General features: G+C 38.1%; 14 protein-coding genes. 4 read left to right on the top strand and 10 right to left on the bottom strand.

Going from position 1 to position 24,864, the window contains the following annotated elements; translation table 11 throughout:
• Positions 1 to 178: 178 nt before the first annotated feature.
• The 7 genes from AAC073_RS03855 to proB all read right to left on the bottom strand — a co-directional run bounded on the left by AAC073_RS03855 (position 179) and on the right by proB (position 14,642).
• Complete coding sequence (locus AAC073_RS03855; protein WP_339922519.1) at positions 179 to 1,321, bottom strand: efflux RND transporter periplasmic adaptor subunit; 1,143 nt, start codon at positions 1,319 to 1,321, stop codon at positions 179 to 181.
• Positions 1,322 to 1,338: 17 nt separating this feature from the next.
• Positions 1,339 to 5,670, bottom strand: coding sequence for a CusA/CzcA family heavy metal efflux RND transporter (locus AAC073_RS03860; RefSeq protein WP_339922520.1), 4,332 nt, complete (start codon positions 5,668 to 5,670; stop codon positions 1,339 to 1,341).
• A gap of 289 nt (positions 5,671 to 5,959) precedes the next feature.
• Positions 5,960 to 7,351, bottom strand: coding sequence for a HAMP domain-containing sensor histidine kinase (locus AAC073_RS03865; protein WP_339922521.1), 1,392 nt, complete (start codon positions 7,349 to 7,351; stop codon positions 5,960 to 5,962).
• Entirely contained in the window at positions 7,348 to 8,016 is a 669-nt protein-coding gene (locus tag AAC073_RS03870) for a response regulator transcription factor (RefSeq protein WP_339922522.1), read from the bottom strand. Before AAC073_RS03870 ends, AAC073_RS03865 begins: the two co-directional genes overlap by 4 nt.
• Positions 8,017 to 8,286: 270 nt before the next feature.
• A complete protein-coding gene (locus tag AAC073_RS03875; RefSeq protein WP_339922523.1) occupies positions 8,287 to 11,661 on the bottom strand; it encodes a malectin domain-containing carbohydrate-binding protein in 3,375 nt (1,124 codons plus the stop codon).
• 617 nt (positions 11,662 to 12,278) lie between these two features.
• Positions 12,279 to 13,529 (bottom strand): glutamate-5-semialdehyde dehydrogenase, encoded by a 1,251-nt coding sequence (locus tag AAC073_RS03880; protein WP_339922524.1) that lies wholly within the window; start codon positions 13,527 to 13,529, stop codon positions 12,279 to 12,281.
• A gap of 27 nt (positions 13,530 to 13,556) precedes the next feature.
• Positions 13,557 to 14,642 carry a glutamate 5-kinase gene (gene proB, locus AAC073_RS03885; protein ID WP_339922525.1) on the bottom strand — a complete coding sequence of 362 codons (1,086 nt, stop codon included), beginning with the start codon at positions 14,640 to 14,642 and terminating at the stop codon, positions 13,557 to 13,559.
• A 340-nt stretch (positions 14,643 to 14,982) separates the two neighbouring features.
• Here proB and AAC073_RS03890 point away from each other — a divergent pair, with 340 nt between their 5' ends.
• The 4 genes from AAC073_RS03890 to AAC073_RS03905 all read left to right on the top strand — a co-directional run bounded on the left by AAC073_RS03890 (position 14,983) and on the right by AAC073_RS03905 (position 22,792).
• Positions 14,983 to 16,341 (top strand): alanine/glycine:cation symporter family protein, encoded by a 1,359-nt coding sequence (locus AAC073_RS03890; RefSeq protein ID WP_339922569.1) that lies wholly within the window; start codon positions 14,983 to 14,985, stop codon positions 16,339 to 16,341.
• A complete protein-coding gene (locus AAC073_RS03895; RefSeq protein WP_339922526.1) occupies positions 16,338 to 17,444 on the top strand; it encodes a glycerate kinase in 1,107 nt (368 codons plus the stop codon). Before AAC073_RS03890 ends, AAC073_RS03895 begins: the two co-directional genes overlap by 4 nt.
• 185 nt (positions 17,445 to 17,629) lie before the next feature.
• On the top strand, positions 17,630 to 19,663 hold the full coding sequence (locus AAC073_RS03900; protein ID WP_339922527.1) for an LruC domain-containing protein: 2,034 nt from the start codon (positions 17,630 to 17,632) through the stop codon (positions 19,661 to 19,663).
• A gap of 483 nt (positions 19,664 to 20,146) precedes the next feature.
• On the top strand, positions 20,147 to 22,792 hold the full coding sequence (locus tag AAC073_RS03905; RefSeq protein WP_339922528.1) for a histidine kinase N-terminal 7TM domain-containing protein: 2,646 nt from the start codon (positions 20,147 to 20,149) through the stop codon (positions 22,790 to 22,792).
• A gap of 61 nt (positions 22,793 to 22,853) precedes the next feature.
• Here the strand turns inward: AAC073_RS03905 and AAC073_RS03910 are convergent, their stop codons facing one another.
• The 3 genes from AAC073_RS03910 to AAC073_RS03920 all read right to left on the bottom strand — a co-directional run bounded on the left by AAC073_RS03910 (position 22,854) and on the right by AAC073_RS03920 (position 24,722).
• Complete coding sequence (locus AAC073_RS03910) at positions 22,854 to 23,174, bottom strand: 2Fe-2S iron-sulfur cluster-binding protein (protein ID WP_339922529.1); 321 nt, start codon at positions 23,172 to 23,174, stop codon at positions 22,854 to 22,856.
• A 15-nt stretch (positions 23,175 to 23,189) separates the two neighbouring features.
• Positions 23,190 to 24,194 carry an NAD(P)/FAD-dependent oxidoreductase gene (locus tag AAC073_RS03915; protein ID WP_339922530.1) on the bottom strand — a complete coding sequence of 335 codons (1,005 nt, stop codon included), beginning with the start codon at positions 24,192 to 24,194 and terminating at the stop codon, positions 23,190 to 23,192.
• 93 nt (positions 24,195 to 24,287) lie between these two features.
• Positions 24,288 to 24,722, bottom strand: coding sequence for a MarR family transcriptional regulator (locus AAC073_RS03920; protein WP_339922531.1), 435 nt, complete (start codon positions 24,720 to 24,722; stop codon positions 24,288 to 24,290).
• Positions 24,723 to 24,864: the final 142 nt, after the last annotated feature.

A 24,864-nucleotide genomic window follows, 5' to 3' on the forward strand; every position in this document is an offset into this window, starting at 1 on the left:
TGTTTCTAATTCACTAGCCTTAGAAAGAGCGTAATATAAAAACCACGGGTGAAACCCGTGGTTATGTGATTGTACCTTATAAGTTTTTGGCGGTACTGCTGCCTTCATTCTGCTACAATGTCACAAAGGCTTTCATCCACCTTAGAACCTGGGTAAAACATACCCGAGTTTACCGTATTTAATCGGTAATGATATTAAACGCTCCTTTTACCAGAAATTGAGCACCTTCAGAAAATTCTTGATGATTCAAAATCTCTACGTTCCCTTCATTTGACAATCGGGTTTTTACTTTTCTTTTCATAAAAGTGTACTCATTTTTAGAAAAATGCTTGAGAACCAATACATAAAATTCCCCATCAATATCTACTAATGCATCTTGGGGTAAGGATATCTTGGTAGCAGTAGTTGCGTAAATTTCAGCTTCCACATACATTCCCGGATTAAATCTCTCGGTAATTTTTTCGTCTGATAAGTGACCATGTATACCAATGGTTCGATTTTCAGGATCTACGACTTTATTTACCAAATAGACAAAAGCTTCATATTCCTTACTGTCATCCTCCTGTATTTTAAATACGATGGGCTGGCCTTTTTGAATCTTTGACAAGTCCTTCTCGAAAACATTTAATTCCAGGTGCATGTGATCAGTGTCAACTATGGAAATGGCTGTTTCTGAAGGATTTAAAAATTTACCCCTCATAGCATGCACTTGGGTTACATATCCTTCAATAGGTGAATTTATTTGTATGGTGGAACGTATATTTTCCAAGCTTAGAGAGTTTGGATCAATATTCATCAGTTGTAATTTTTTTGCAAGTGATTCTGCCTTGACATTTGTCACTATATAGTCTGACTCTGCCTTCAGGTAATTTTTCTGAGAAGTTACATTGTCTTGGGCAAGGTTTTTCTGTCTTTCATAGTCTGATTTTAGATAAGTGAGTTGCCCTTTAGCTTCTAAATAATCCTGTTGGATTTGTACAAAATCAGGATTTTCCAGTGTAAAAAGTTTTTGTCCCTTTTTAACTTTTTCACCGGGTAGCAAGCGGATATCCTTGATGGTTCCTGAGAAATAGGAACTTACGGCAGCATTGTTTTCTGGGGGTACATCAAATTTTCCGATAGCTTTTACCACCTGGTGAAATGATGCCATCTCAAATATCCCCAACTCCATATTAGAGGACTTGAATTGATTGGCAGTTAGGACATAAGTCCCCTCTTGTAGGGGTTCTGCTTCTTCTTCGGGTATATCTGATTGAGAGGAGCAGGATCCAAAAAACAGTATAGAAGCAAACGTTATATAAACTAGCGCATGATTTTTCATGGTTTGATTATTTTATATTATAAATTCATTAAGTAGTTCGCCTCCAAGACAGTGTTATTGTATTGGAAAAGAGAATGGAGATAATTGGATTCAATGGTTTTGGAATTTTCTAAAAACTGGGTGTATTGAAGAAAATTTATTTCACCATTCTGAAAAGCCTCATTGGCATGGAACAATGTTTCTTCAGCTAATTTCTTACCTGTTTCTACATAATAATTCAGTTCCTCTTCAAAATGCTTAAGGTCGGAAAGCAAAGCCTGGTACCTAGATTCCAGTTGTATTTCGTAATTATTACGCTCAGATTCCATTATTCTTATTTCAGTTTTTGCAGCGGCTATTTTTGATTTTTGGTAGCCAAACCATAACGGAACAGCAACCCCAAGATGAAAACCTGAATAAGTTTGTCTTCCTGCGCCATTGTTCATTCCTTGAAAAATTGAAAGATTTAAATCAGGAAGTAATTTTTGTCTTTCCAAGTTATAATTACTCCCAGAAAGCTTCATGGCATCCGTATAGAAGTTGATGGTTGGATGTTCTTCCATCCTAAGAGGGCTTAAAGCAATTCTCTCCAAGCGTTCATCTTGTACCATGTAGGTAGAATCGGATTGTAGCCATTGATTTAAATCGATAACTGATTTTTTTATGCTTTCTCTTATTCGATTTAACATCAGGGAAATTTCTTTCTTTTTAGTGTCTGCTGTTAGTTTTTCCAAATAGTTTGACTCGCCTTGATCGTACCTTCTGGTAGCAGCATGCTGAAATTGGGTGTACAAACTATCCAAATAGAGATAATTTTTCAGCATTTCCTGCCAATAAATATTTTCATAGTAGGTTCTGGTTACCTCTTTGGTCAAAAGAAAAAGGTCCATTTCGTATTTATCTCGGACCAATTGTGATTTTCCTTGCATAACCTTCCTTTGAGCACCGTACACTGTAGGGAATTGAAGAGACTGTTGAATGCCCCAAACGTCAAGGGCCAAGTCATTGGGGGCTAGATTGTTTTGGTCTTTACTATAATATAATTCTGTTTTACCAATGTCTATGGCACTCCCTATCAATTGATCACTTTGATCAATTCTTTGTTGAGAAGCTTTCAAACCCAGGTTATTTTGTACAGCAATTTCCACAGCCTGAGTTATTCCTATTTTGTGCTCCTGAGCTTTACTCAGAAGCGGGATTGAAAGCAATAACAATAAGGTAACAGCTATTTTAGGTATTTTGCCCTGTGCAAAAGGGCGCCGCTTTTCAAAAAGAGCGTAGAGAATGGGTAATACTATTAGCGTTAGAATGGTAGAAGTAATTAGCCCTCCAACTACTACAGTTGCGAGAGGTCTTTGAACCTCAGCACCGGCAGCAGTTGAAATGGCCATGGGCAAAAATCCCAGTGCATCAGTGGCTGCTGTGAGCAGAACGGGTCTCAACCTGTTCTTTGTTCCTAAAAGTATTCGTCTGTTGATATCATTTACGCCATTTGCTTTCAGTTCTTTAAATTCTTCTATCAAGATAATGCCATTTAAAACGGCTATACCGAACAGTGCAATAAAACCCACCCCTGCGGATATGCTAAAGGGCATGTCACGAATATAGAGAAGTGCAACACCACCTACAGTAGCCATAGGAATAGCACTGTAGATAAGAAGGGCTTCTTTTACTGAATTAAAAGCAAAATATAGTAAAACAAATATGAGCACCAATGCTATAGGCACGGCAATTATTAGCCGATTTTTGGCTGTTCTAAGGTTTTCAAACTGGCCCCCATAATCAATCGTGTAACCTACAGGAAGCTTGATTTCGCTGTTTATTATTCCTTGTACATCTTCCACTACCGATTCAAGGTCTCTGTTTCTAACATTTACCCCAACTACAATTCTTCTTTTTGTATTGTCTCTTGATATTTGTGCTGGCCCTTTGGTATAAGTGATTTCGGCAAATTCCCGGAGTGGCAACTGGTTTCCATTTGGCAATTGAATAGAAGCAGATTCAATATTATCAATGTCTTTGCGGTGGTTTTCATCGTAGCGGATCATCAAGTCAAATCTCTTTTCTCCTTCAAAAATGGTTCCGGCTGATTTACCAGCAAATCCCATGGTGAGGATGTCGTTGAGATCAGCTACATTCAGTCCATACTTTGCAATCTTTAGCCGATCGTATTTCACTGACATTTGTGGAAGTCCCGCTACTTTTTCTACTGTAATGTCCACTGCTCCCTCAACATTTTGAATGGCTTTTCCTACTTCCAGTCCTTTTTCATAGAGGATGTCCAAATCTTCACCAAAAATCTTAATTGCCAAATCGGCACGAACACCGGTTATGAGTTCATTAAAGCGCATTTCAATTGGTTGTGTAAATTCATATTCCACTCCAGCTATCTCGGACAAGGCTTCCTTGAATTTGTTGGCCAGATCATCTTTGTTGTCTGCTGTTACCCAATCACCTCTAGGTATCAATTTAATAATTACGTCACTTTCCTCCATTGACATCGGGTCGGTAGGAACTTCTGCTGCCCCAATCCTGGTAACCACCTGATCTACCTCTGGGAATTCCTTAAGGATATTTTCCATCTTAGTGATAATCTCAATGGTATTGGTTAATGAAGTGCCAGTTTTGAGAACGGGTTGAATTACGAAATCTCCTTCATCTAGGGTAGGTATAAACTCACCACCCATTTGAGAGAAAAGCACTATTGCAGAAACCAACAAGGCAAATGCTACTCCTACTACTATTCTTTTTTGTCTCAATGACCAGAGGATAGCAGGCCTGTACCTGTCTTCTAAAAAGGTAATCAGTCCGGAGGAAATGTTTTTTTTGTTAGGGTCTGTAGGTTTTATGAACAGAGATGCCATTACTGGCACGTAGGTGAAACAAAAAATGATGGCCCCAATTAATGCAAAACAGAAGACCAATGCCATGGGCCTAAACATTTTGCCTTCCACACCTACTAGTGAAAGGATAGGGATAAAGACAATGATAATGATTAGTTGTCCAAAAATCGCGGAGTGCATCATTTTGGAAGCACCTATATGCGTGATTTTATCTATTCTATTTTGCCTTTCTGCTTTTGGTAAATGCAGAAGACTTGATCGTTCTGAAGTGATTTTAAAGGCAATGAACTCGACTATGATTACTGCGCCATCTATGATGATCCCAAAGTCTATAGCGCCAAGACTCATTAAATTGGCATCCACCCCAAAAATATACATGAGTGAAAGCGAAAACAGTAAACACATGGGTATAACGGAGGCAACTACCAGTCCTGATCTCAGGTTGCCCAATAAAAGAACCACTACAAAAATCACAATCAGGCATCCTAGAATAAGGTTTTCTGCAATGGTATAAGTCGTTTTATCTATCAATTCACTTCTTTCCAGAAATGGATTAATGCTGATACCGGGTGGGAGCGAAGGGGATATTTCTTCAACTCTTTGTTTTACTGCATTGATGACAACTTTGGAATTGGCCCCTTTCAACATCATTACCTGACCCAAGACTTTCTCGCCTTCGCCATTCCCAGTTATTGCGCCAAACCGAGTAGCTTTCCCAAAACCTACTTCAGCTACATCTCTGATGAAAATTGGTACCCCGTTTCGATTTTCAATTACTATATTTTCAATGTCTTCCAAAGAACTTGCAAGCCCTTCGCCTCTAATAAAATAAGCCTGATTCGTTTTTTCTATGTATCCACCTCCTGCAATACTGTTGTTTTTCTCTAAAACAGCAAATGTTTGTGCTACTGTAATGTTAAGGCTTCTGAGTTTTTCGGGGTTGATGGCTACTTCATATTGTTTCAAATACCCTCCCCATGTATTTACTTCTATTACGCCGGGAATGCCTGAAAGTTGACGTTTGATAATCCAATCTTGGATGGTCCTCACTTCTGTCAGGGAGTATTGGTCTTTGTAAGCAGAATCAACTTCTATTACATATTGGTAAATTTCTCCCAAGCCTGTGGAGATGGGCCCCATAAAAGGCTGCCCAAAGCCTGGAGGTATTTGTTCTTCTGCGGCTTTGATTTTTTCAGCGATAAGTTGTCTGGGTAGATAAGTGCCTATTTTATCATCAAATACCACTGTCACCACTGATAGTCCAAATTTAGACACCGAACGAATTTCATTGACGTTGGGTAAATTGGCCATCTCCAGTTCTATAGGATAGGTTAAAAATTTCTCAACATCTTCTGTCGCAAGGTTTCTGGAGGTGGTAATAATTTGTACCTGATTGTTGGTAATATCAGGTACAGCACCAATTGGGATTTCAGTAAGGGAATAACTTCCAAAGGCAATTACAGCTGCTGAAAATAAAAGGACGATCAATTTATGCTGAATGCTGTATTTGATGATTCGCTCTAACATTGGGACGGTGGATTATAATTATTGACCAAAGTTAAAAAGTCAATGTCTTGTCTTTTCTCAAGCTTTTCTTAAGATTCGCTTAAATTATTATTGTTTTACTTCTTTGGGTTCCAAAATTATTGCTTCCCTAATGCGCACTGAAACCACTTCAGTAGACACATTCATTTCCTTTGCAATTTTGCTTTGTTGGTGCTTAGATCAAGGTCAATACAATCAGTTCTACCTATTCCCTCTCTATTCAAGGGGTAGGGTACAGATTGTACTTGATTTTTGCAAAATTAAGGCTGCGCTAGGAATGTAAAATCGCAGGAGGGAAAAGAAGGACAATGGTGGTCCCCTTTCCTTTTTTGCTAAGTATAGAAATATTTATCTTATATATATCACAGAGTTTTTTCACAATGGAAAGCCCTAACCCTGCTCCATTGATACGACCTAGTTCATGGCTTCCTCCCCGAAAAAAAGGCTGGTAAATTTTCGCAAGATCGGCACCGGAAATACCTATACCCTTGTCCACAATATATAAATGGATTCCATCTGTTCCCTGCTCCAAAATCAATTTGATGGTTTTATCAACAGAAGAGTATTTTATGGCATTTTGAACAAGGTTTTCAATGATAATGGCTGTAGATTTCTCATTGGCTTTAATGTACAATTTTTCATAGATCTTATTTTCCAGTTGGATGGATCGACCTGGGTATTGTTCACAGATAGAAGTTACAATATCGTTTACTAGAAAAATCAAATCTACTTCTTCATCCTCAGAAGGGCTTTTCTGAAGTCTTGCTAGGGTCAATAATTGATCAAGAATGGCATTAAGTTTATCTATGATCACAATGCCATCCTTTATTTTTTCAACATATTCTTCCTGCGGTCTTGGTTTTCGTATCAATACTTCAAAATTGCCTTTTAAAATTGCCAATGGCGTTCTTAATTCATGGGAAGCGTCAGAGGTAAATTGCTTTTCCCTTAAGACTCCTTTTTCTACCCGCTCCAAAAGGTGGTTGATAGATACGGATAGACTGTTGATTTCATCTTTGTACTTGGAGGAAGGTAGCCTTTCATTCAAGTTGTCCTTAGTGATTATTTCGGCCTTTTGAGTAATATCGATAATAGGCTGTATGCTTCTTGAAGCAAGCCTTCTCAGGGTCAAGAAAAGGAACAACAATACCACGGGATAAAGTATAAAAAGAATGGTGCTTAGATTGGAAAGTAAAAGCTTAGAATCTTCAAATGAGGTTGCAAGCAAAAGGTAGCCTGAAAACTCATTATTGGTGAACAATTCCACCTGCATTTGCCTTATTTCTTGTCCATTTAGAGTAAGGTTAAAGCCTTGGTTTTCTGAAGTAGTGCCGGGTTTGAAATTTAGATTATTGGTGCCCAGATTGGGTGATTTGTCCATGGACTTCCCCTCCTTATCAACTATTTCAATAAAAATGGGATTGAAATTAATTTCATTGTGTTCTTCCTCTTCCCATTCCCCCTTATGCGCAAATTTTATTTGGCCATTTTCAATCTTTATTTGATCGCCATGTTTATTCGTTTCATTTTCAAGGTTATTGTCTACATTATTTAAAACAGTAGATTTTACCACCATATAGATAAGGATAAATGAAATCAATATCATCAAGGCAGAGGCCATGGTTAATTTGAACGAAATCCTGTTTTTGTAAGTCCTGTTCATTCTTCCTTGGCCATGTATCCTACCCCTCTAATGGTTTGGATGTAATTGTTGTCTTTACTTAAGCCGAGCTTTTTCCTCAATGAATTGATAAATACATCGATCACGCCGGTGTCATAGTCAAAGTGGATATCCCACACACTTTCTATGATTCTGCTTCTTCTGCAAACTTTGTTTTTATGTCGAAGTAGGTATTCTAAAAGCGCAAATTCCTTTTGGGTCAAAACCACTTCCTTTCCATTGGATTCCACACGGTGATTATCAGTGTATAAGCAGATAGGACCCAAGGTGAAACACAGTTGATCCCCAGATTGTGGTCTCAATTGTACCCTGATGCGGGCAAGTAATTCTTCAAAATTAAATGGTTTTCGGATATAATCATTCGCTCCGGCTTGTAAGGCAAATATAGCTTCATCTGAAGTGTCTTTGGCTGTGATAAACAAAATAGGGGTTACTGGAAATTCTTTTCTGAATTGTCTTGTAACTTCAATCCCGCTTAATCCTGGTACCATCCAATCCACCAAAAGAATATCATAATACCCCTCCAGAGCCATTTCCAATCCTATTTTGCCATTATCTGCTACATCCACCGCATAAGCTTCTTCCTCTAAGCCCTGCTTTAAAAAGCCTGAAATTCCGGGTTCGTCCTCTATAATTAAAATCCTCATGCTGAATGAAGTTTATAAATCACTGCAAATCATTTATTGGCATTTTTGTAACATACCCGCCAGGGCCTGGTTGGTGCAAATACAAAGCAAATAAACAATATCTTTCTTAAGATTGCCTTAAGGAAATATTAATGTGCCCTAAATATTTTTAAAAAATGGTCAAAATAAATTGATATACAGTCTTTAACCAGGGTTTTGTAATAGAAGATCTAAAGCATATTTTAGTTTTAGTGAGACTAAAGAAAAAATGGTACAAATTATCTTACACCCTTATTTTTTCACTAAACGAAAACGCCTAAAGGATTCTCCATTATTCACAATGAGAATGTACATCCCTGCTTTTACCTTGCTGGTATCGAATGTTGATTGGTGTACATCATTTTTCTCCATCAAAACCTTTCCTGTAGGAGAGATCAGTGTGATATTTATTGGGTCCTGAGAGGAACTTTTCACTGTTAACAGGTCATTTACAGGATTTGGGTAAATGGTTAATGATTTTTCAAAAGCATCACCTGCTGACATTGAGCTTTCAGTGTCAATACTTCCTGACTTTTCAGGATTGATGGCTACCTGGGAAGCCGTCGTTTGGGTTCGTAATACCTCGGAAGTAATTTCTGGTGTTACGCGCATGGAGATCGTTTGATCAAGTAGGCAACAGGTACCATTGTCACCACCATTGGCCACTATAAGTTGATCGCCTATTATCTTTGCCGATGGAGCGAGTAGCTTTGCAGGTAATTGGCAAAGTTCTTTCCATGTGTCGGTTTGAGGATCATACTCAGTGATGTCATTGAATATAAAACTTCCTCTTCGACCTCCAACAATCATGATTTTATTATTGTGTACAATAGTTCCGGGTTCAAAGTGTGAACGATCAGATCTCAGATCATTTTTTTCTGTCCACTTATCTGTTTCCGGATCATAGGCGTGTAAAAAGGCTTGGTCATCTACTCCATCGTCATGGCCAAATTGACCACCAATTGCATAAAGAATTCCGTTGACTGCAGCAGCTCCAAGATGATTTCTCGGTTCTGGGAGAGGGGCTAAAGTTTCCCAACCTGCCGCTATATTATTTGCATTAATTACATAATGATCGCCGACATCGGTTACCCTATCGGGAAGTAATCCTCCGAAATAATGAATTTTCCCCCCACTAAATACAGCCCCTCCAGATCCTCTTGGCTGGGGTAAAGAAGGGCCAGTTGTCCAGGTATCGGTAACAGTATTGTAAATCTGCACAAGGTCGGTAGCTATTCCCGGATGATCTCCTCCGAAACCGGCCAATATCCATATTTCTTCCCCAACAGGAACAGCCCCCATGTGGGTGACGGGGTAAGGCATAGGAGCTCCCTTGGACCATGTATCTGTAACTGGATCATATATTTCAGTAATAGCTGTGACGTCAAGGTTTTCCACAAAACCTCCCAGAACATACAGTTTATTATTTATTTTGACACTTTGAGATTCTGTTTTACTTAAAGATGAAGGTTTAAGGGTATTCCAAGAACAACTCGTAGGGTCAAAAGTCAATTGTCCATCGCCAAATACTTCTAAAGCTGAAACCTTTGGTTGATTATATGAGGCACTAAATAGGATGTCCAGAGACCCGTCCGTCACCTTTGTGCTGAAAGTTTCTATCACCGCTGTCATAGGGTCTACTACTGCATTGATATCGTATTCCATCAATACATTTACCCCTTCAATAATTACATTAAACACCCTTCTTCCGGTTCCGCCCTGTCCGCCATTTATAGCGCCAAAGTAGGTTTCAGCAAAGTGTAAGTTGACAGAGTAGTCCCCGTTGCTAACAGGAATATTGTAGGTGAATGACTCCAGATTTCCAGTTGCCCTGCGTTCCGATTTATATAGGTCATCCTGAGTTGTACCATGAATCTCAGTAATGGAGCTTCGGATAAACTCAGCCCCTTTTCCTTCAAAATATTCATCAGCCATATAAAGTGTATCTCCATAAGCAATTGTAGGTCCGCCACTGTTAATTCTTACGACCGCGGATAGATTGTTTCCATCACCTGGGACACTTTCCTTTTCTAGAACCTCAAAATTCACAATTAATGTGGCTCCCGACAGGCTGCTACCATTATCTCCCAAATAAGCTGTAGCGCTAAGAGAATTTGGACCAATATCAGGAAGCCATGGGTCATAATCACTTTTGCTGTCTCCCCCAATCGCGTAAACCGGGAGGTTTTCTATTTTGTAATTTGAATTTCTTTGGTAACCGAAAACAACACTTTCTGTATCTTCGCTTACCTCAGCCCTTATATTAAGATTTGAAGTGCCTATTTCTTCCAAGTTAAATACATCGCCTTCCTCAATTATTGCAATGTCTTGGTCAGTGTCAGCATTCACTAAAATAAGTGCGTTTACACTCGGTCCTACCTGTGCAACGCTGTCCAAAATGGTGATAGTGCATTGATCAGAAACACTTCCATCGCTAAGACTTGTCACGGTAACAATAATTTCTCCTGGAGCATTAGCTGTCAATTCACCACTTAGATAATCGATGCTGACGTTATCACTTGCGGTGAAAGCTACTGTCTGATTGGTAGTGTTTGCAGGGAAAAACGCAACATCAAAATCAATGACATCCCCAACATACAATGCTTGCGTAGGACAATTGGTAATGTTTAGGGTTTCAATGATAATTTCTTCAGATTCCGATAGTAGGCTTCCCTGACCGAAAACTTCAATGGCTGATAATTTTGGTTGATCCGCAGATGCGGTAAAGGTTAAATCCAAAGACTGGTCAGTGACTGTGGTGGTGAAGGTTTTTACCAAAGCAGTCATTGGCGCTACCTCTGCACTTATATCAAAATCTGAAAGGATCAGTTCACCTTCAAGTTTTATATCAAATACCCTTTTTCCGCTGCCCGCTGGTCCTCCTCCAGAAGCTCCCCAGTAAATTTCTGCAAAATGAAGGTTGATTTCATATTCCCCATTTGTGACAGGAATTTTATAGGAAAATGACTGCTTGCTGGCATTGGTGCTGCGTTCTGACAGGTAAATTTCATCTTGGGTGGTACCAAATATATCAGCAATCTTGTTTTGTATATAGGGTTTTCCATTTCCTGAAAAATATTGGTCGGCTATAAAAAAAGACTCCCCAAAAGTGACTTCTGGTCCACCGCTATTGATTCGAACCACAGCCGGACGTTCTATTGCTTCTTCAATTACCTCAAAATTTACCGTCAGCGGTGGACCTGAAAGTTTTGTCCCATTATCTCCCAAATAAGCTGTAGCGTTAAGAGAATTTGGACCAATATCAGGAAGCCATGGATCATAATCACTTTTGCTGTCTCCCCCAATCGCGTAAACCGGAAGGTTTTCTATTTTGTAATATGAATTTCCTTGGTAACCGAAAACAACACTTTCGGTTCCTTCGCTTACCTCAGCCCTTATATTTAGATTTGAAGTGCCTATTTCTTTCAGGTTAAATACATCCCCTTCCTCAATTATTGCAATGTCTTGGTCCGTGTCTGCATTTACTAGTATTAATGCAGTAACATTGGGACCAGCAAAGTCAGTATCCTGAATGTCTCCAAAAGCTTTGTTCTGACCAGTGATAGTTATTCCACCAAAGCAGGTCAATAAAAATAAGACTGCTCTCAACATCTCTTTGCTACCCATGATTACGACTTTTTTATGATTGAGTTTAAATGAGTTCCCACAATCTTATGCATCAAGACAATTATAAAAAACGCCATGTCATTAACTGTCTCTTAAATTTCTAAACTAAAATTATGATTCTTCATAATTTACTAGTTTATAGAAAATTTCTTTTAGAGATTAGGACATGAAATATTTCACTTCAGCCTGACGGATTTGTGTTTATCTAATGGTATTTAAATAGCGGAGGTTTGTATTTCAAAATCCTGTATTTGAAATACGTTTATACAAACATATAAAGCGATATCTGGAATGTCAAATGTTTTAAATATTTATATTCCGAAGATATATGAAGTTTAACTTTTCCAAATTTGGACGAAGTCTTTCCCTGGTAAAGAGATATTATGATTGTGATTTAGAAGTTTCTTATTTAATCCATGATCTTTTCCTTTAGGGAAAAAATGAGCAACTAAATCGAATCGTGCCTAAAGTATTTCACCTTCCATTGTAACAAAAAAAAATATAGAGGCACAATGCCCGTGTGCAAGTTAGGCCAAACGGCCTAACTTGCACACAAACTGAAGTCATTAGTAATTTTATTTTTCAGTAGTTTTTAAGAATATATGCAGCTCTAATGATTAATTCCTTACCTGTCCATCGCCTCTAATCACCCACTTATAAGACGTCATTTCTTCCAGGCCCATCGGTCCCCGTGCGTGTAGTTTCTGGGTGCTAATGCCTATTTCGGCTCCTAGTCCAAACTGAGCACCATCGGTAAAGGCTGTAGAAGCATTGGCATATACCGCTGCAGCATCTACTGCTCTCAAAAAATGGTCAATTGTTTTTTCATTCTCTGCAATGATGGCTTCGCTATGTTTGCTACTGTATTTAGTAATGTGTTCCAAGGCTTCGGATATGTTTTCCACCACTTTTAAAGACATTGTCATGGAAAGAAATTCTGTACCAAAATGTTCTTCTTTGGCATGATGCAGTAGGTTTTCAGGATATTTTCCTTCCAATTCTTGATAGGCTTCTTCATCTGCATAGATAGTTACCTCTTTTTTAGCGAGTGGAGAAGTCAATTCCTCCAAATCACCCATTCTACTTTGATGTATCAATAGACAGTCCAGCGCATTGCAAACACTTACCCGTCTGGTTTTGGCATTAAGAATGATTTCAGTACCTTTTTCAAGGTTAGCAGATTTGTCAAAGTAAGTGTGTACTATACCTGCTCCAGTTTCTATAACTGGGACTTTGGAGTTTTCTCTTACGTAGTCAATAAGTCCTTGGCTTCCTCTTGGAATAATCATGTCTACAAACCCTACCGCTTGTAGTAAGGCTTTGGTTACCTCTCTTCCGGCTGGCAGAAGGCATACGATATCTGTAGAAACTTTGTTTTTTTTCAGTACTTTATGAATAACATCTAAAATGCAGGCATTGGAGGCATAGGCATCTGAACCTCCTTTAAGTACTAAAGCATTGCCAGTTTTAAGGCACAAGCTAAAAACATCAAAAGTTACATTGGGCCTGGATTCATATATGATGCCTATAACGCCAATAGGAACCCTTATTTTTTTCAGTTCTAATCCATTGACCAAGGTTCTTTCTGAAATAATATCTCCAAGTGGGGTATCAAGCTTAGCCACATTGATAAGGTCACTAGCGATTTCTTCCAACCTTTCCTCAGTCAATTTAAGGCGGTCGTATTTGGGGTCATTAGGATTCATTCGATCCAGGTCCTCTTGATTGGCATCGAGGATTTCTGGGGTGAATTTAATGGCTGCCATCGCCAAGTCATCTAGGATTTTGTTAATTTTATCTTCCGATAGTAGGGAGAGATCCCTGCTTGCTTCCAGTGTTTTTAAAAAGATGTTTTCCTGGTTGTCCATAACTACTGTTGTTTGTACCGATAGGTATCAGTTTAATTCAGAAATGTAAAGGTAATCATAATGTATCAATGGTTTCTGACCAGTAAGTCCAATTTTTTCGTTGGCAGTTTTGGCATTGTATTCCGCTTTACCTAGACCCAGCCTATTTCCTGACCGATCTACTATACGAATAATATCCCCTTTTAGGAATTCTCCTTTAATAGCTAAAATGCCGACTGGCAATAAACTGGTGATTTTATCCGAAACCAATGCATTTTGAGCCCCTTCATTGATGGTAACCTCACCTTTGGAATAGTTTTCACTATGGGCGATCCATTTTTTATGATTGTCTTTAGATTTTCCTGGTTCAAAGTAGGTGCATTTAAGCTCCTTATTGAAATAAGCGTTTAGTACATTGTCCTTTTTTCCATTGGCAATCAATACTTCAATGCCAAGATTGGCAGATTTTTTTGCCATGTTCATTTTTGTAAGCATTCCACCACGTCCGAAGGAGGATTTATGAGTGGATATATATTGGCTTAAATCAGGCATTTTTTGGCCTACAAATGTTATCAGCTCAGACGCTGGGTCAGCAGGGTGGCCTTTATAAATTCCATCAACATTGGTAAGCAGCAACAGACTATCAGCATCTATCATGGCTGCCACCAGACCGGCAAGTTCATCATTATCTGTAAACATCAATTCCGTTACAGCAACGGCATCATTTTCGTTAATCACAGGGACCACGTTGTTTTTTAACAAACCATCGAGGCAATTTTTCATGTTAAGGTAATGCGTCCTGTCTCGAAAATCCTCTTTTGTAACCATTAGTTGGGCAATGGGATGTCCATATTTTGAAAACAATTCCTTATAGCGTCGAATAAGTTCTATTTGCCCTATGGCTGCCCAAACCTGCTTTTTGGATATCGCATCGGTTTTTGGAGTCAGAGGTAAAGATTTTCTCCCAAATGCAACAGCGCCAGAGGTGACCAAAACCACTTTTACACCTTTTTCCAAAAGGAAGACCATTTGGTCCACTAGGCTTGCCATCCTGTTAAGGTCGGGATTACCATCCTCCATGGTTAGTACATTGGAACCGATCTTGATGACGATGGTATTGGTTTTAATCTTCATTGTCTGTATGAATTGTAGAATAGATGCAAAATTAGAAAGATTCATTAAATAGACTAGCCATCAAAATTCATTTATTGAAGTCAAACCTGGGTATTTAATGTGTATTAAGTAAAAAGGTAGGGCATCACGCCCTTTATAGCCTTGCAATGGCAAGGGAATCAGCACGTTCTAATTTTTTTTAAAGGGAAAGCGATGGTTGAATTGAAAACTAGTCCGATTGATTGATTTAAAAGTGATTTCAGCAGGTGATAGAATGTCGATTGCATATTTCGGGTTTAGGTATTTATTGATTACTTTGTACACTTTAAGGCATTTGTTTAAAGAAAAAACCATATCACTTTTGGGAGAGGTAATTATAGCATTTAGTAATTGGATTTGGGGTACTCCATTGTTACTTCTTTTGATGGGCGGTGGATTTTTCATGTTGATTTATTCTCGTCTTATTCCTTTCAGGGGCCTAAGACACGCAATGAAAGTAGTAGGGGGGAAATACGATGACCCAAATGCTACAGGGGACATTACTTCCTTGCAGGCCTTGTCCTCGGCGATAGCGGCCACTGTAGGATTAGGAAACATTAGTGGTGTTGCACTGGCCATAAGCACAGGCGGACCAGGAGCTATATTTTGGATGTGGATCTCTGCTTTTGTGGGCATGGCCACCAAGTTTTTCACTTGTACGCTTGCCATTATGTACAGAGGGAAAGATTCATCTGGCCACGTTCAGGGAGGGCCTATGTACGTTATAGAAGAGGGAATGGGTAAGAAATGGCGCTTTCTTTCTGTGATTTTTTGCGTTGCAGGGATTATGGGTTTATTGGCTATCTTCCAAGCAAATCAATTGACCGAGGTCTTAAGGGTAGTAATGCTTAAACCGCTTGGACTGGATTATGGACAACCTACGCGTTGGATAATTGGTATCACAATGATGTTTTTGGTGGCAATAGTCATTTTGGGAGGAATTCAAAGAATAGCAAAAGTGGCATCCAGACTTGTGCCTTTTATGGTAATCATGTATTTCGTGGGTGTTTTTGTTATCCTTTACAAAAACATGGGAGAAGTGCCAGAGATGTTGTGGTACATACTTGAAGATGCATTCACAGGCAAAGCTGTTTTAGGGGGTGCTGTAGGCCAAGTGATTATTACTGGAGCTAGAAGAGCAGCTTTTTCGAATGAGGCAGGAATTGGTACTGCCCCTATGGTGCATGGAGCTTCTAAAACGGATGAGCCTGTCAGAGAAGGTTTGATAGCCATGCTAGGGCCATTTATAGATACCATTGTCGTCTGTACCCTTACTGCCTTAGTAATCATGGTGACTGGGGTTTGGAAAACAGGAGAGCAAAATGGCGTTTTACTTACCCTGGCGGCATTTGAACAAGGATTACCTGGCATAGGTAAGTATATTTTGGTGGTAGCCGTGCTGGTCTTTGCTCTTTCTACCATGTTTACCTATTCCTATTATGGTCACAAATGCTTTAATTATCTTTTTGGAGCAGATAAAGCTAACTATTACAATTATTTCTACTTGATCACCATTGTTGCCGGTGCGGTCACTTCCTTAAGTGTAGTTATGAGTTTTGTGGATGGCATGTACGCAATCATGGCATTCCCAACGATGATTTCAGCCATCTACCTTTCGCCAAAAGTAGTAGCGGCAACACAGGATTATTTTCGGAGAATGAAAAGTATGGACAAAGAATGAATTGGTTAATAGCACCTAATGCATTTAAAGGTAGTCTGGAGGCGGATGATGCAGCTGACATCATTCAAAAGCTAATCCAAGAAAGAAACAAAGAAGATATTGTGACTACTGCACCCATAGCTGATGGAGGAGATGGCACATGTTATTTACTTAATCAGCAGCTAGGGCTAAAGAAGTTTTATGCTCGCGTAAGCGATCCTCTGGGAAGAGCAGTTGATGGTTTTTTTGGTTATGATCCTATCACTGAGACCGCATACTTGGATGTTTCCACTGTTTCAGGTATCAAATGGCTTACACCAAGTGAGCTAAACCCCTGGTTAAGTAGCTCTTTTGGAACAGGGGAGTTGATACTAGAAGCGATCGCTAAGGGAGCGAAAAACATTGTATTGGGCTTAGGAGGTAGCGCTACAATAGACATGGGCACAGGAATTTTATCAGCTATGGGGGTTATTTTTCTGGATGAAAATAACAAAGAATTGTCAACGCATAGCGCTAAATTCCTTCAAAAAATTAAGCACATACAAATTATTGAGAACATCCCATCGGTATCTTTTACTTGTCTTTGTGATGTGAGCAATCCATTTTTTGGAGATAAGGGAGCAATTCCAGTTTTTGGGCCTCAAAAGGGTTTGAAACCTGAGGACCATTCATTGTTTCTGGAGTCAGCAAAAGCTGTTTACCAACTTTTTGAAGATATCAGTGAAAATGACCTTCATGACCAGCCAAGTTTTGGTGCTGCTGGAGGCATTGCTTTGGGTTTAAGTGCGTTCTTTCCAACGAAGATGGCTCAAGGTGCGCAGTTCTTCTTTGAGAAAATTGGGATTGAAAAAATGATTGCCAAGGCTGACGTGATTGTTACGGGAGAAGGGAGGTATGACAGTCAGTCTGAAGATGGTAAGGGAAGTTATGAATTGCTTCAATTGGCCAAAAAGTATAACAAAAAAGTATGGCTGATCACCTCCGGAAATGAAGCTGATGAAGCAGGTTTTGATGAAGTAATTAAGTTGGCAAATCTGGATTTCAATCTTCCCAATATAAAAAATACTGCTGTAGATAATTTAACAATAGCATTTTTAGAAAAACTTGATAAAAAAGGGTTGTGAAATTTATTTTTTAGCTATAAAATAGTATAAAAAGGTTTATCTATTATTTGAACACCATATTTCATTTTATTAAATGGGGCATTCATTTTCGAAGGTTTTTCCAGTTGAAAATTATAAAAACTAATACTTTTTAAGTAGTATATTTGTACCACTCAGCAAGAGTTATTTTTAAAACTATTTTTAAGATGAAAAACAACAGCTTATTCCTGATCATAGGGATAGTGGCAACACTATTTTCCTGTGATCCAAATGATGACATGCCTGATCCAGGCGCAGAGGTTGGTTATCTTGGTATGACCCTTCCGGCAGGTTTTGATTTCTCAACTACCAAAACAATAGCGTTTAACCTGTCAGCTATAAGTCGAGACAAAAGCCCTATACCCTTTGTCGTTTACAAAATTTACGACAACAACCCTCTGAAAGAGGGTGAATTATTGCAGACTGTTCGCCTGAATGAAGAAGGCAGCGCGACCGTTTTGATTGATCTTCCCAGCTATCAAGAGGAGTTGTGGGTAAGCTCGAGTTATATTGGAGTAGAACCAGTGGCAATTGTGCAGGTGAATGGAAGCCAGGCCTCCTATAATTATGATGCCGCCAATCCGAGTGTTTTACCAGATTCGTTTTATGATATTGATGAGACAAATGCGAATGCCAGAATAGCAGCAACAAATGAAGACTTCCTAACATTGGGTTCGTGGAACAGTCAAGGAAAACCCTCCTACTTGTTGGAGCCTGATAAGGTTTCCAATGAATTACTCAAAAATATTAATACTAGCCTACCTGAGCAAAGGGATGTAAGAAAACACAATCCGGAAGCTTTAGACGACAAATATAAACGAGAGTTATTTGTCAGTGAGGATGCGGAAGTATGGGTAACCTATGTACATACTGGAGGAAGCTACCGTAATTCTATTGGTTATTATTATTATAAAGAAGGGGAAGCACCTAAATCCGCTTCTGAAATCCAGAATAAAACCATTATATTCCCCAATGCCCAGAACGGTGTTTTACGCTCTGGTGATAAAGTGAAGCTTAAAGGGCCTATGGATGGTGCTTTTGAAAAGGGAACTTATATTGGTTGGTTTCTAATTTCAAATGGATGGCAAAGTAATAGGGTGACTGTCGGAAACGGTGTTTTTTATGCGGATAAAAAGCTTAATACAGGAAATGCGATAATGTCACTTAGAGACCAAATGGTGTTTCTTTATGACGCCTCAGAAAAACTTTTGTTAATGGGTTGGGAAGATATTCGAAGAGATTTTGGGGCTTGCGATCATGACTTTAATGATGTGATATTTTATGCTTCTTGGAACCCTATAACAAGTGTGGAGGTCTCTGACTATGTGCCTATTGATACAGACGAAAAGGACAAAGACGCTGATGGGGTGTCAGATAATGAAGATGAATATCCAGATGATCCAGAAAGGGCATTTAACAACTACTCTCCAGGTGCCCATATTTACGGTACGCTATTATTTGAAGACCTTTGGCCAAGTTTTGGAGATTATGACATGAATGACTTGGTAATAGACTATAATGTAAATGAAATATCAAATAGTAAAAACCATATTAAGGAAATCCAAATAGTTACAGTAGTGCGTGCCACTGGAGCAGGTTACCGCAATGGATTTGGTATACAATTGCCTGTTAATTCAGATCAGGTGGCAAGTGTAGAAGGAACTAGGTTAAATACAGGGAAAATTAATACTTCCTCAAGTGGCGTAGAACTAGAACAAAACTTGGCCACAATTATCATAATGGATGATGTGAATGAAAAGTTACCCTTCTTGGCAAATGTTAATTCTGAAAATGCCCATCATGAAGAAGATACGGTGAAGGTAAATATCGTATTCAAAGAGGCGATAAGAAAAGCTGATTTGGGTGCCGCTCCTTATAATCCATTTATGATTATCAATCAACAAAGAGGTAGGGAAGTTCACCTTATGAACAAAAAACCGACAGATTTGGTAGATAAGGATTTGTTGATGACTGGTGATGATATCAGTTCCATGGGCAAAGATAAATATTACACAAGTTCCAAAGGATTTAACTGGGCGCTACATATTCCTACAAGTATACCCTATTCGCAGGAAAAAGTTGATTTCACTAAAGCCTACAGCAGATTTTCAGACTGGGCAAAATCTGGTGGAGTATCCTATTTAGATTGGTATTTGGATAAAGATGGTCAATTAAATTCAGAGGCTATTTATAAAAGATAAGCTAAATCATAAAAAGCCTTCTCTGATTTTGGGAAGGTTTTTTCTTGATTTTCTACCTATGAGATTGTGCAATTTTAGTGAGTAAATCCTTGAAAAATCAAAACCATAATTTTTTTACTCTTCCGAAATAGGTAGGTTTTGACATTTTAGGTAAGTGTTATTATTCAATGTAAAATTATAAAGTAGGATAGCAATTTTTTTAAGTTGCTGAACGGAGCAGTTGTGTAAAGTAATTCAATTTTCTACGAATTTGCTTTTAATTATTAATGTACAGTATCCTATAATCCAATAATTTCTTATGTTATATTTTGAATAATAGTCGTATCTATATTTTTTTTGTGATTTTTATTAATAATTCACTTAAAAAATGGTCATGATATTATTATAAATAGGATTAAAAAATCAATATAAAAAGATCGTTCTTTTGTATAAAAATTTGACTATAAAAGTTTATATTTCAGTATTGTTATTTTGACTTTTATTATGCTATCATCTATAAATTTTAATCTTTTGCTGCTTTTATTGGTGGTGGTGGGCATTGCACCTGTCTTGCTTATTTTATTTATAAAAAAGGATGAGCGTGGAAAGGTGTCGACTTATTTTTCTGCCCTAATGATTGCATGTTTTGTCTATTCTATTTCCAATGTATTAGAATTGACTATGACAACCATACCCTTAAAACTTTTGATGTATAAGGGCATGTACGTTGGTGCGGTTTCATTTGCACCTTTGGTGCTCTTATTTACATTGGTATATACTGAAAGGGAAAAATGGATTACTCAGGAAAGACTGTACCTGTTGTTTTTAGTGCCTGCCATAAATATCCTCTTGGTATGGACAAATGATTATCATACCTTTTTTTACAGCTCTTTTGAACTTTCAAAGAAAGGAGAAATATTGTTTTTGCTAACAGGTAAAGGATTTGGTTATTGGCTACACCAATCCTATACACTGCTTTTATTGTTTGTCAGTTTGTATCTATTGTTAAAAAGGATAAAGGAGGTTCCTCCATCTGACTCTAAACAAGTGTTTATGGTGATTCTGGGGCTTTGCTCACCTTTATTAGTTTATCTGTTTTACATAACAAGCAAGGGGCCTTTAGTGGTAGACTATATTACTTTCAGCTTCCTAGGTACTGGTTTGTTTTTTTATTTAGGTTTGACTCGATACAACCTATTTAAGATTGCGCCTATTGCCTATAGGACCTTGTTTGATAATATGCAGGAAGGGGTTTTGGTAACAGATACTTATGGTTCATTAATTACCTTGAATCTTGCTGCAGCCAATATGCTTGAGTTAAAAACAATAAACCAAAAAGTAGCATTAAAAGTCATAGAAAAAGGTTGGCCAGATATTCACGAGTTGATCATTAGTTCGGAAGACTATCGCATGATTGAATTTTCATGTGAGAAAGAAGATTATTTAAATTGGTATCTTGTTTCTAAGTCATCTATTAAAGGACACAATAGAAAAGTTGTTGGCAGCATAATTTTGCTAAGAGACATTACCCAAGAAAAGCTTTTTCAAATTGAAATTCAACAATCGAGAGAAGAGGCGGAAGAAGCTAATCGTGCTAAAAGTGAGTTTTTGGCCAATATGAGCCATGAGATAAGGACGCCGTTAAATGGTGTCATTGGTTTTACTGAGCTCCTTTCCAACACCCAATTGAATGACCAACAAAGTAAATATGCTACAACTGCTTTGAATTCGGCCAATGCATTGTTGGATTTAATAAATGACATTCTGGACCTGGCGAAAATTGAATCTGGAAAATCAGAAACCAATATTAAGCCTTTACACTTATATGAATTACTCGAGACTATCCTAGATGTTTTGAGTTTTCAGGCCCACAATAAAGGTTTAGAATTGCTACTTGATCTGGATCCAAGAATAGGAGATGTGATAGAATCAGATGAATTAAAAATTAAGCAAGTCCTGATTAATCTACTCAACAATGCGTTGAAATTCACTGAAAAAGGTCAAGTAATTTTAAAATTGGCCTTACTAAATACTGAAAATCAAGAGAAGACAGGTGAAATAAGTATTAGGTTTTCTGTTATAGACAGTGGTATTGGTATTCCAAAAGGGAAACAACAATTAATCTTCGATGCTTTTTCGCAAGCCGACTCCTCTACCACTAAGAAATTTGGTGGAACTGGTTTGGGGTTAACCATTTCAAATAAACTCCTTAAGTTATTGGACAGTTCTATCCAACTGAAGAGTGAAATAGGGGTAGGAAGCGATTTTTATTTTGACCTGAAAGTTAAAGCTCCGAATTTTAAAATTCACAATGAAAATCTCTCAGAACTTAATGAGGTATTGATAATTGATGGAAATGAAGTTTCTGGAAATGTTATTAAAACCTGTTGTGAACGTTTCAATATGAAGGTGCTGCATGTGGTTTCAATCACTGATGCCTTCTTTGTATTAGAAAGCAATCTTAATATAAGGCTCGTGATTTTAAATAATAGCTTGCTAGGGAAAAACAGTGTTTGGACCATGCAAAAGATGATGGTTATTGTTGAGGATAGGCCCAAAGAAGTTAATTTTATAGCTGCTCTAGGAAGTATAGAACAAGAAACAATAATAAAGTCTTATCGGTCTATTGGTTGTCAATCTTTTTTGTATAAGCCTGCTACACCAGCAAAATTGGAAAGACTGTTTAAAGGACTTTTGAAAGTCAGTACTGTGAAACAAGATTTTCCTAGAGGGCGAAATGTTCATTCAGTGCCTTTAAAGCCCAAGGATCCGTTTAAATTGTTAATAGCAGAAGACAATGCAGTAAACAGGATGTTGGTTAAAATATACATGGAAAAGCTGGATCCCAATGCGATAATTTTGGAAGCAGAAAATGGTGAAGAGGCTTTGCAACTGCTCAAGTCTTCAAGTAAGCCTGACTTGGTAATAACAGATATAAATATGCCTAAATTAGATGGCTATGAATTATTGAAAGCAATTAGATCTAAACCTAGTACCATACAGATTCCTGTCATAGGCTTTACTGCCAATGCCTTTCAAAGTGAAGAAGAAGCAATAAAAAATGCGGGGTTCAATGGATTCTTAACAAAACCAGTTGTTCAGGAGAAATTCAGAAAGGTAGTGATGAAATGGCTTAAAAATAGCAATTAACCTTCTCATAAATGATAAAAACCAAGAGGGCGATGATTGAATCAGGCCCTCTTGGTTTTGACTAATTGTCTTCTCCTCTAAGTTTTACTACTGCACCTTCCAGTTCTTCACTTATTCTTATCTGGCAAGCCAGTCGGCTTGTCGGAAAATATTCAGGCAATGATTCCAACTGATCTAATTCCACATCAGAAGCTTCTCCCAAGCTCTCTTTTCCTTCCAAAACCTCGATATGGCAGGTAGCACATAGTGCCATTCCACCACATGTAGCCAATACAGGATATTCTGATGCTTTTAATATTTCCATTAAACTTAAGCCCATATCATCAGGGGCTTCTATACTTTGGCGGTTGCCAGCGTGATCTTCTACAGTGAATGTAACCATTTTGCAAAAATACGATTAAAATGAATTTACACCATTAACAGTAGTGTATTTAAAGCTTAATTTTTGATCAGGGTACACAAACTTAAATGCAGAATGCATCATAATGGCAGCCTCATGGAACCCACAAAGGATTAATTTTAGTTTGCCTGGGTAAGTATTAATGTCACCAATAGCGAAAATTCGATCTACTCCAGTAGAATAATCTCTGGTATCGACTTCTATCGCATTTCTGTCGATCGTCAAGCCCCAATCCGCTATAGGTCCTAATTTCGGACTTAAGCCAAATAAAGGGATGAGGTAATCTGTTTCAATTGAAAACTGAGATTTACTTTTGTCCTCTAAATAAACCGTATCCAGGTGTCCATTTCCTCCTAATTTTTTAAGGTTGGCAGATAAAATAAGGTCTATTTTACCTTCATTGGCTAGGTTAAATACCTTTGAAGCAGAATCGGGAGCTCCTCTAAAGGTTTCGTTTCTGTGGACCAAAGTAACCTTCTCCGCTACATCAGATAGGTAAATGGCCCAATCTAAGGCGGAATCTCCACCTCCGGCTAAAATCACCTTTTTGTCCCTGAATTGCTCAGGGTTTTTTACCATATAAGTTACTCCTTTTCCTTCAAATTCAGTCAGGTTTTCCAATGCAGGCTTTCGAGGTTCGAAACAGCCTAATCCACCTGCAATTATCACTACCTGAGCATGTACCTGAGTCTTGTCACTCGTAGTAAGGACATAAGACCCATCAGTTTGTTTGCTAAGATGGTCAACACGTTCTCCTAAAGAAAATGTAGGCTTAAATGGCTTTATTTGCTCCATTAGATTGTCTACCAATTCCTGGGCTTTTACTTCAGGATATCCGGGAATATCATAAATGGGCTTCTGTGGATAGATCTCCGAAAGTTGTCCTCCTACTTGTGGCAAGGCGTCTATCAAATGGCAGCGCATTTTTAATAAACCTGCTTCAAAGACAGCAAATAAGCCAACTGGGCCTGCTCCAATAATGCAAATGTCAGTAGTAATCATCTTTTAGTCGATTTTATGTGTTAACCTCTTTAAAAGTCAATAGTTTGTACAAATATAATTAGTATAACAACTAATATTAAGTAACTGTTAGATTTATTCTGCTAGATTATTGTATATCGTGTTTAGAATTCGTTTGAATTCACCGAAATCTTTTTCATCTAGGTTCTCCCAAGCCTTTTGCCTGATTGATGCTATTTGGGGTCTTAGGTCTTTAACCTTGTCTTTTCCCTCTTGAGTAAGGTGCAACTGATAGCTCCTTCTGTCTTCGGGATGTTGAATCCTTTCTAAATAACCCTTTTTGCAAAGAATGTCAACAATTCTTGTCAAGGTTGGGTGATCCTTGAAAACCAAATGGGCCAACTCTGTCTGACTCAGTCTTTCGTTTTCATCTAAATTTTTCAAAACCAGCCATTGGTCCACCGTTATGTCAAATTCTTTTAATTTGAACTTTTGCTGTGCATATTGCTTGACCTTCCTTGCAGTTCGGTCTAGCATAAATGAATATTTGCTAAATTGCTCGTATGTCATGCCAATTATTAGTACGACAAATATAATTAATAATTTAAATACAATCCCAACAAACCCTACAAAAAAGATAGGATTTGTTGAATTAAGAATAATTTACTCCAGTTGACCGTGGTTTGGGTATTGATTTTGTTAATTTTAAATT

The sequence above is a fragment of the uncultured Cyclobacterium sp. genome, from assembly GCF_963977555.1.
Lineage (GTDB): Bacteria > Bacteroidota > Bacteroidia > Cytophagales > Cyclobacteriaceae > Cyclobacterium.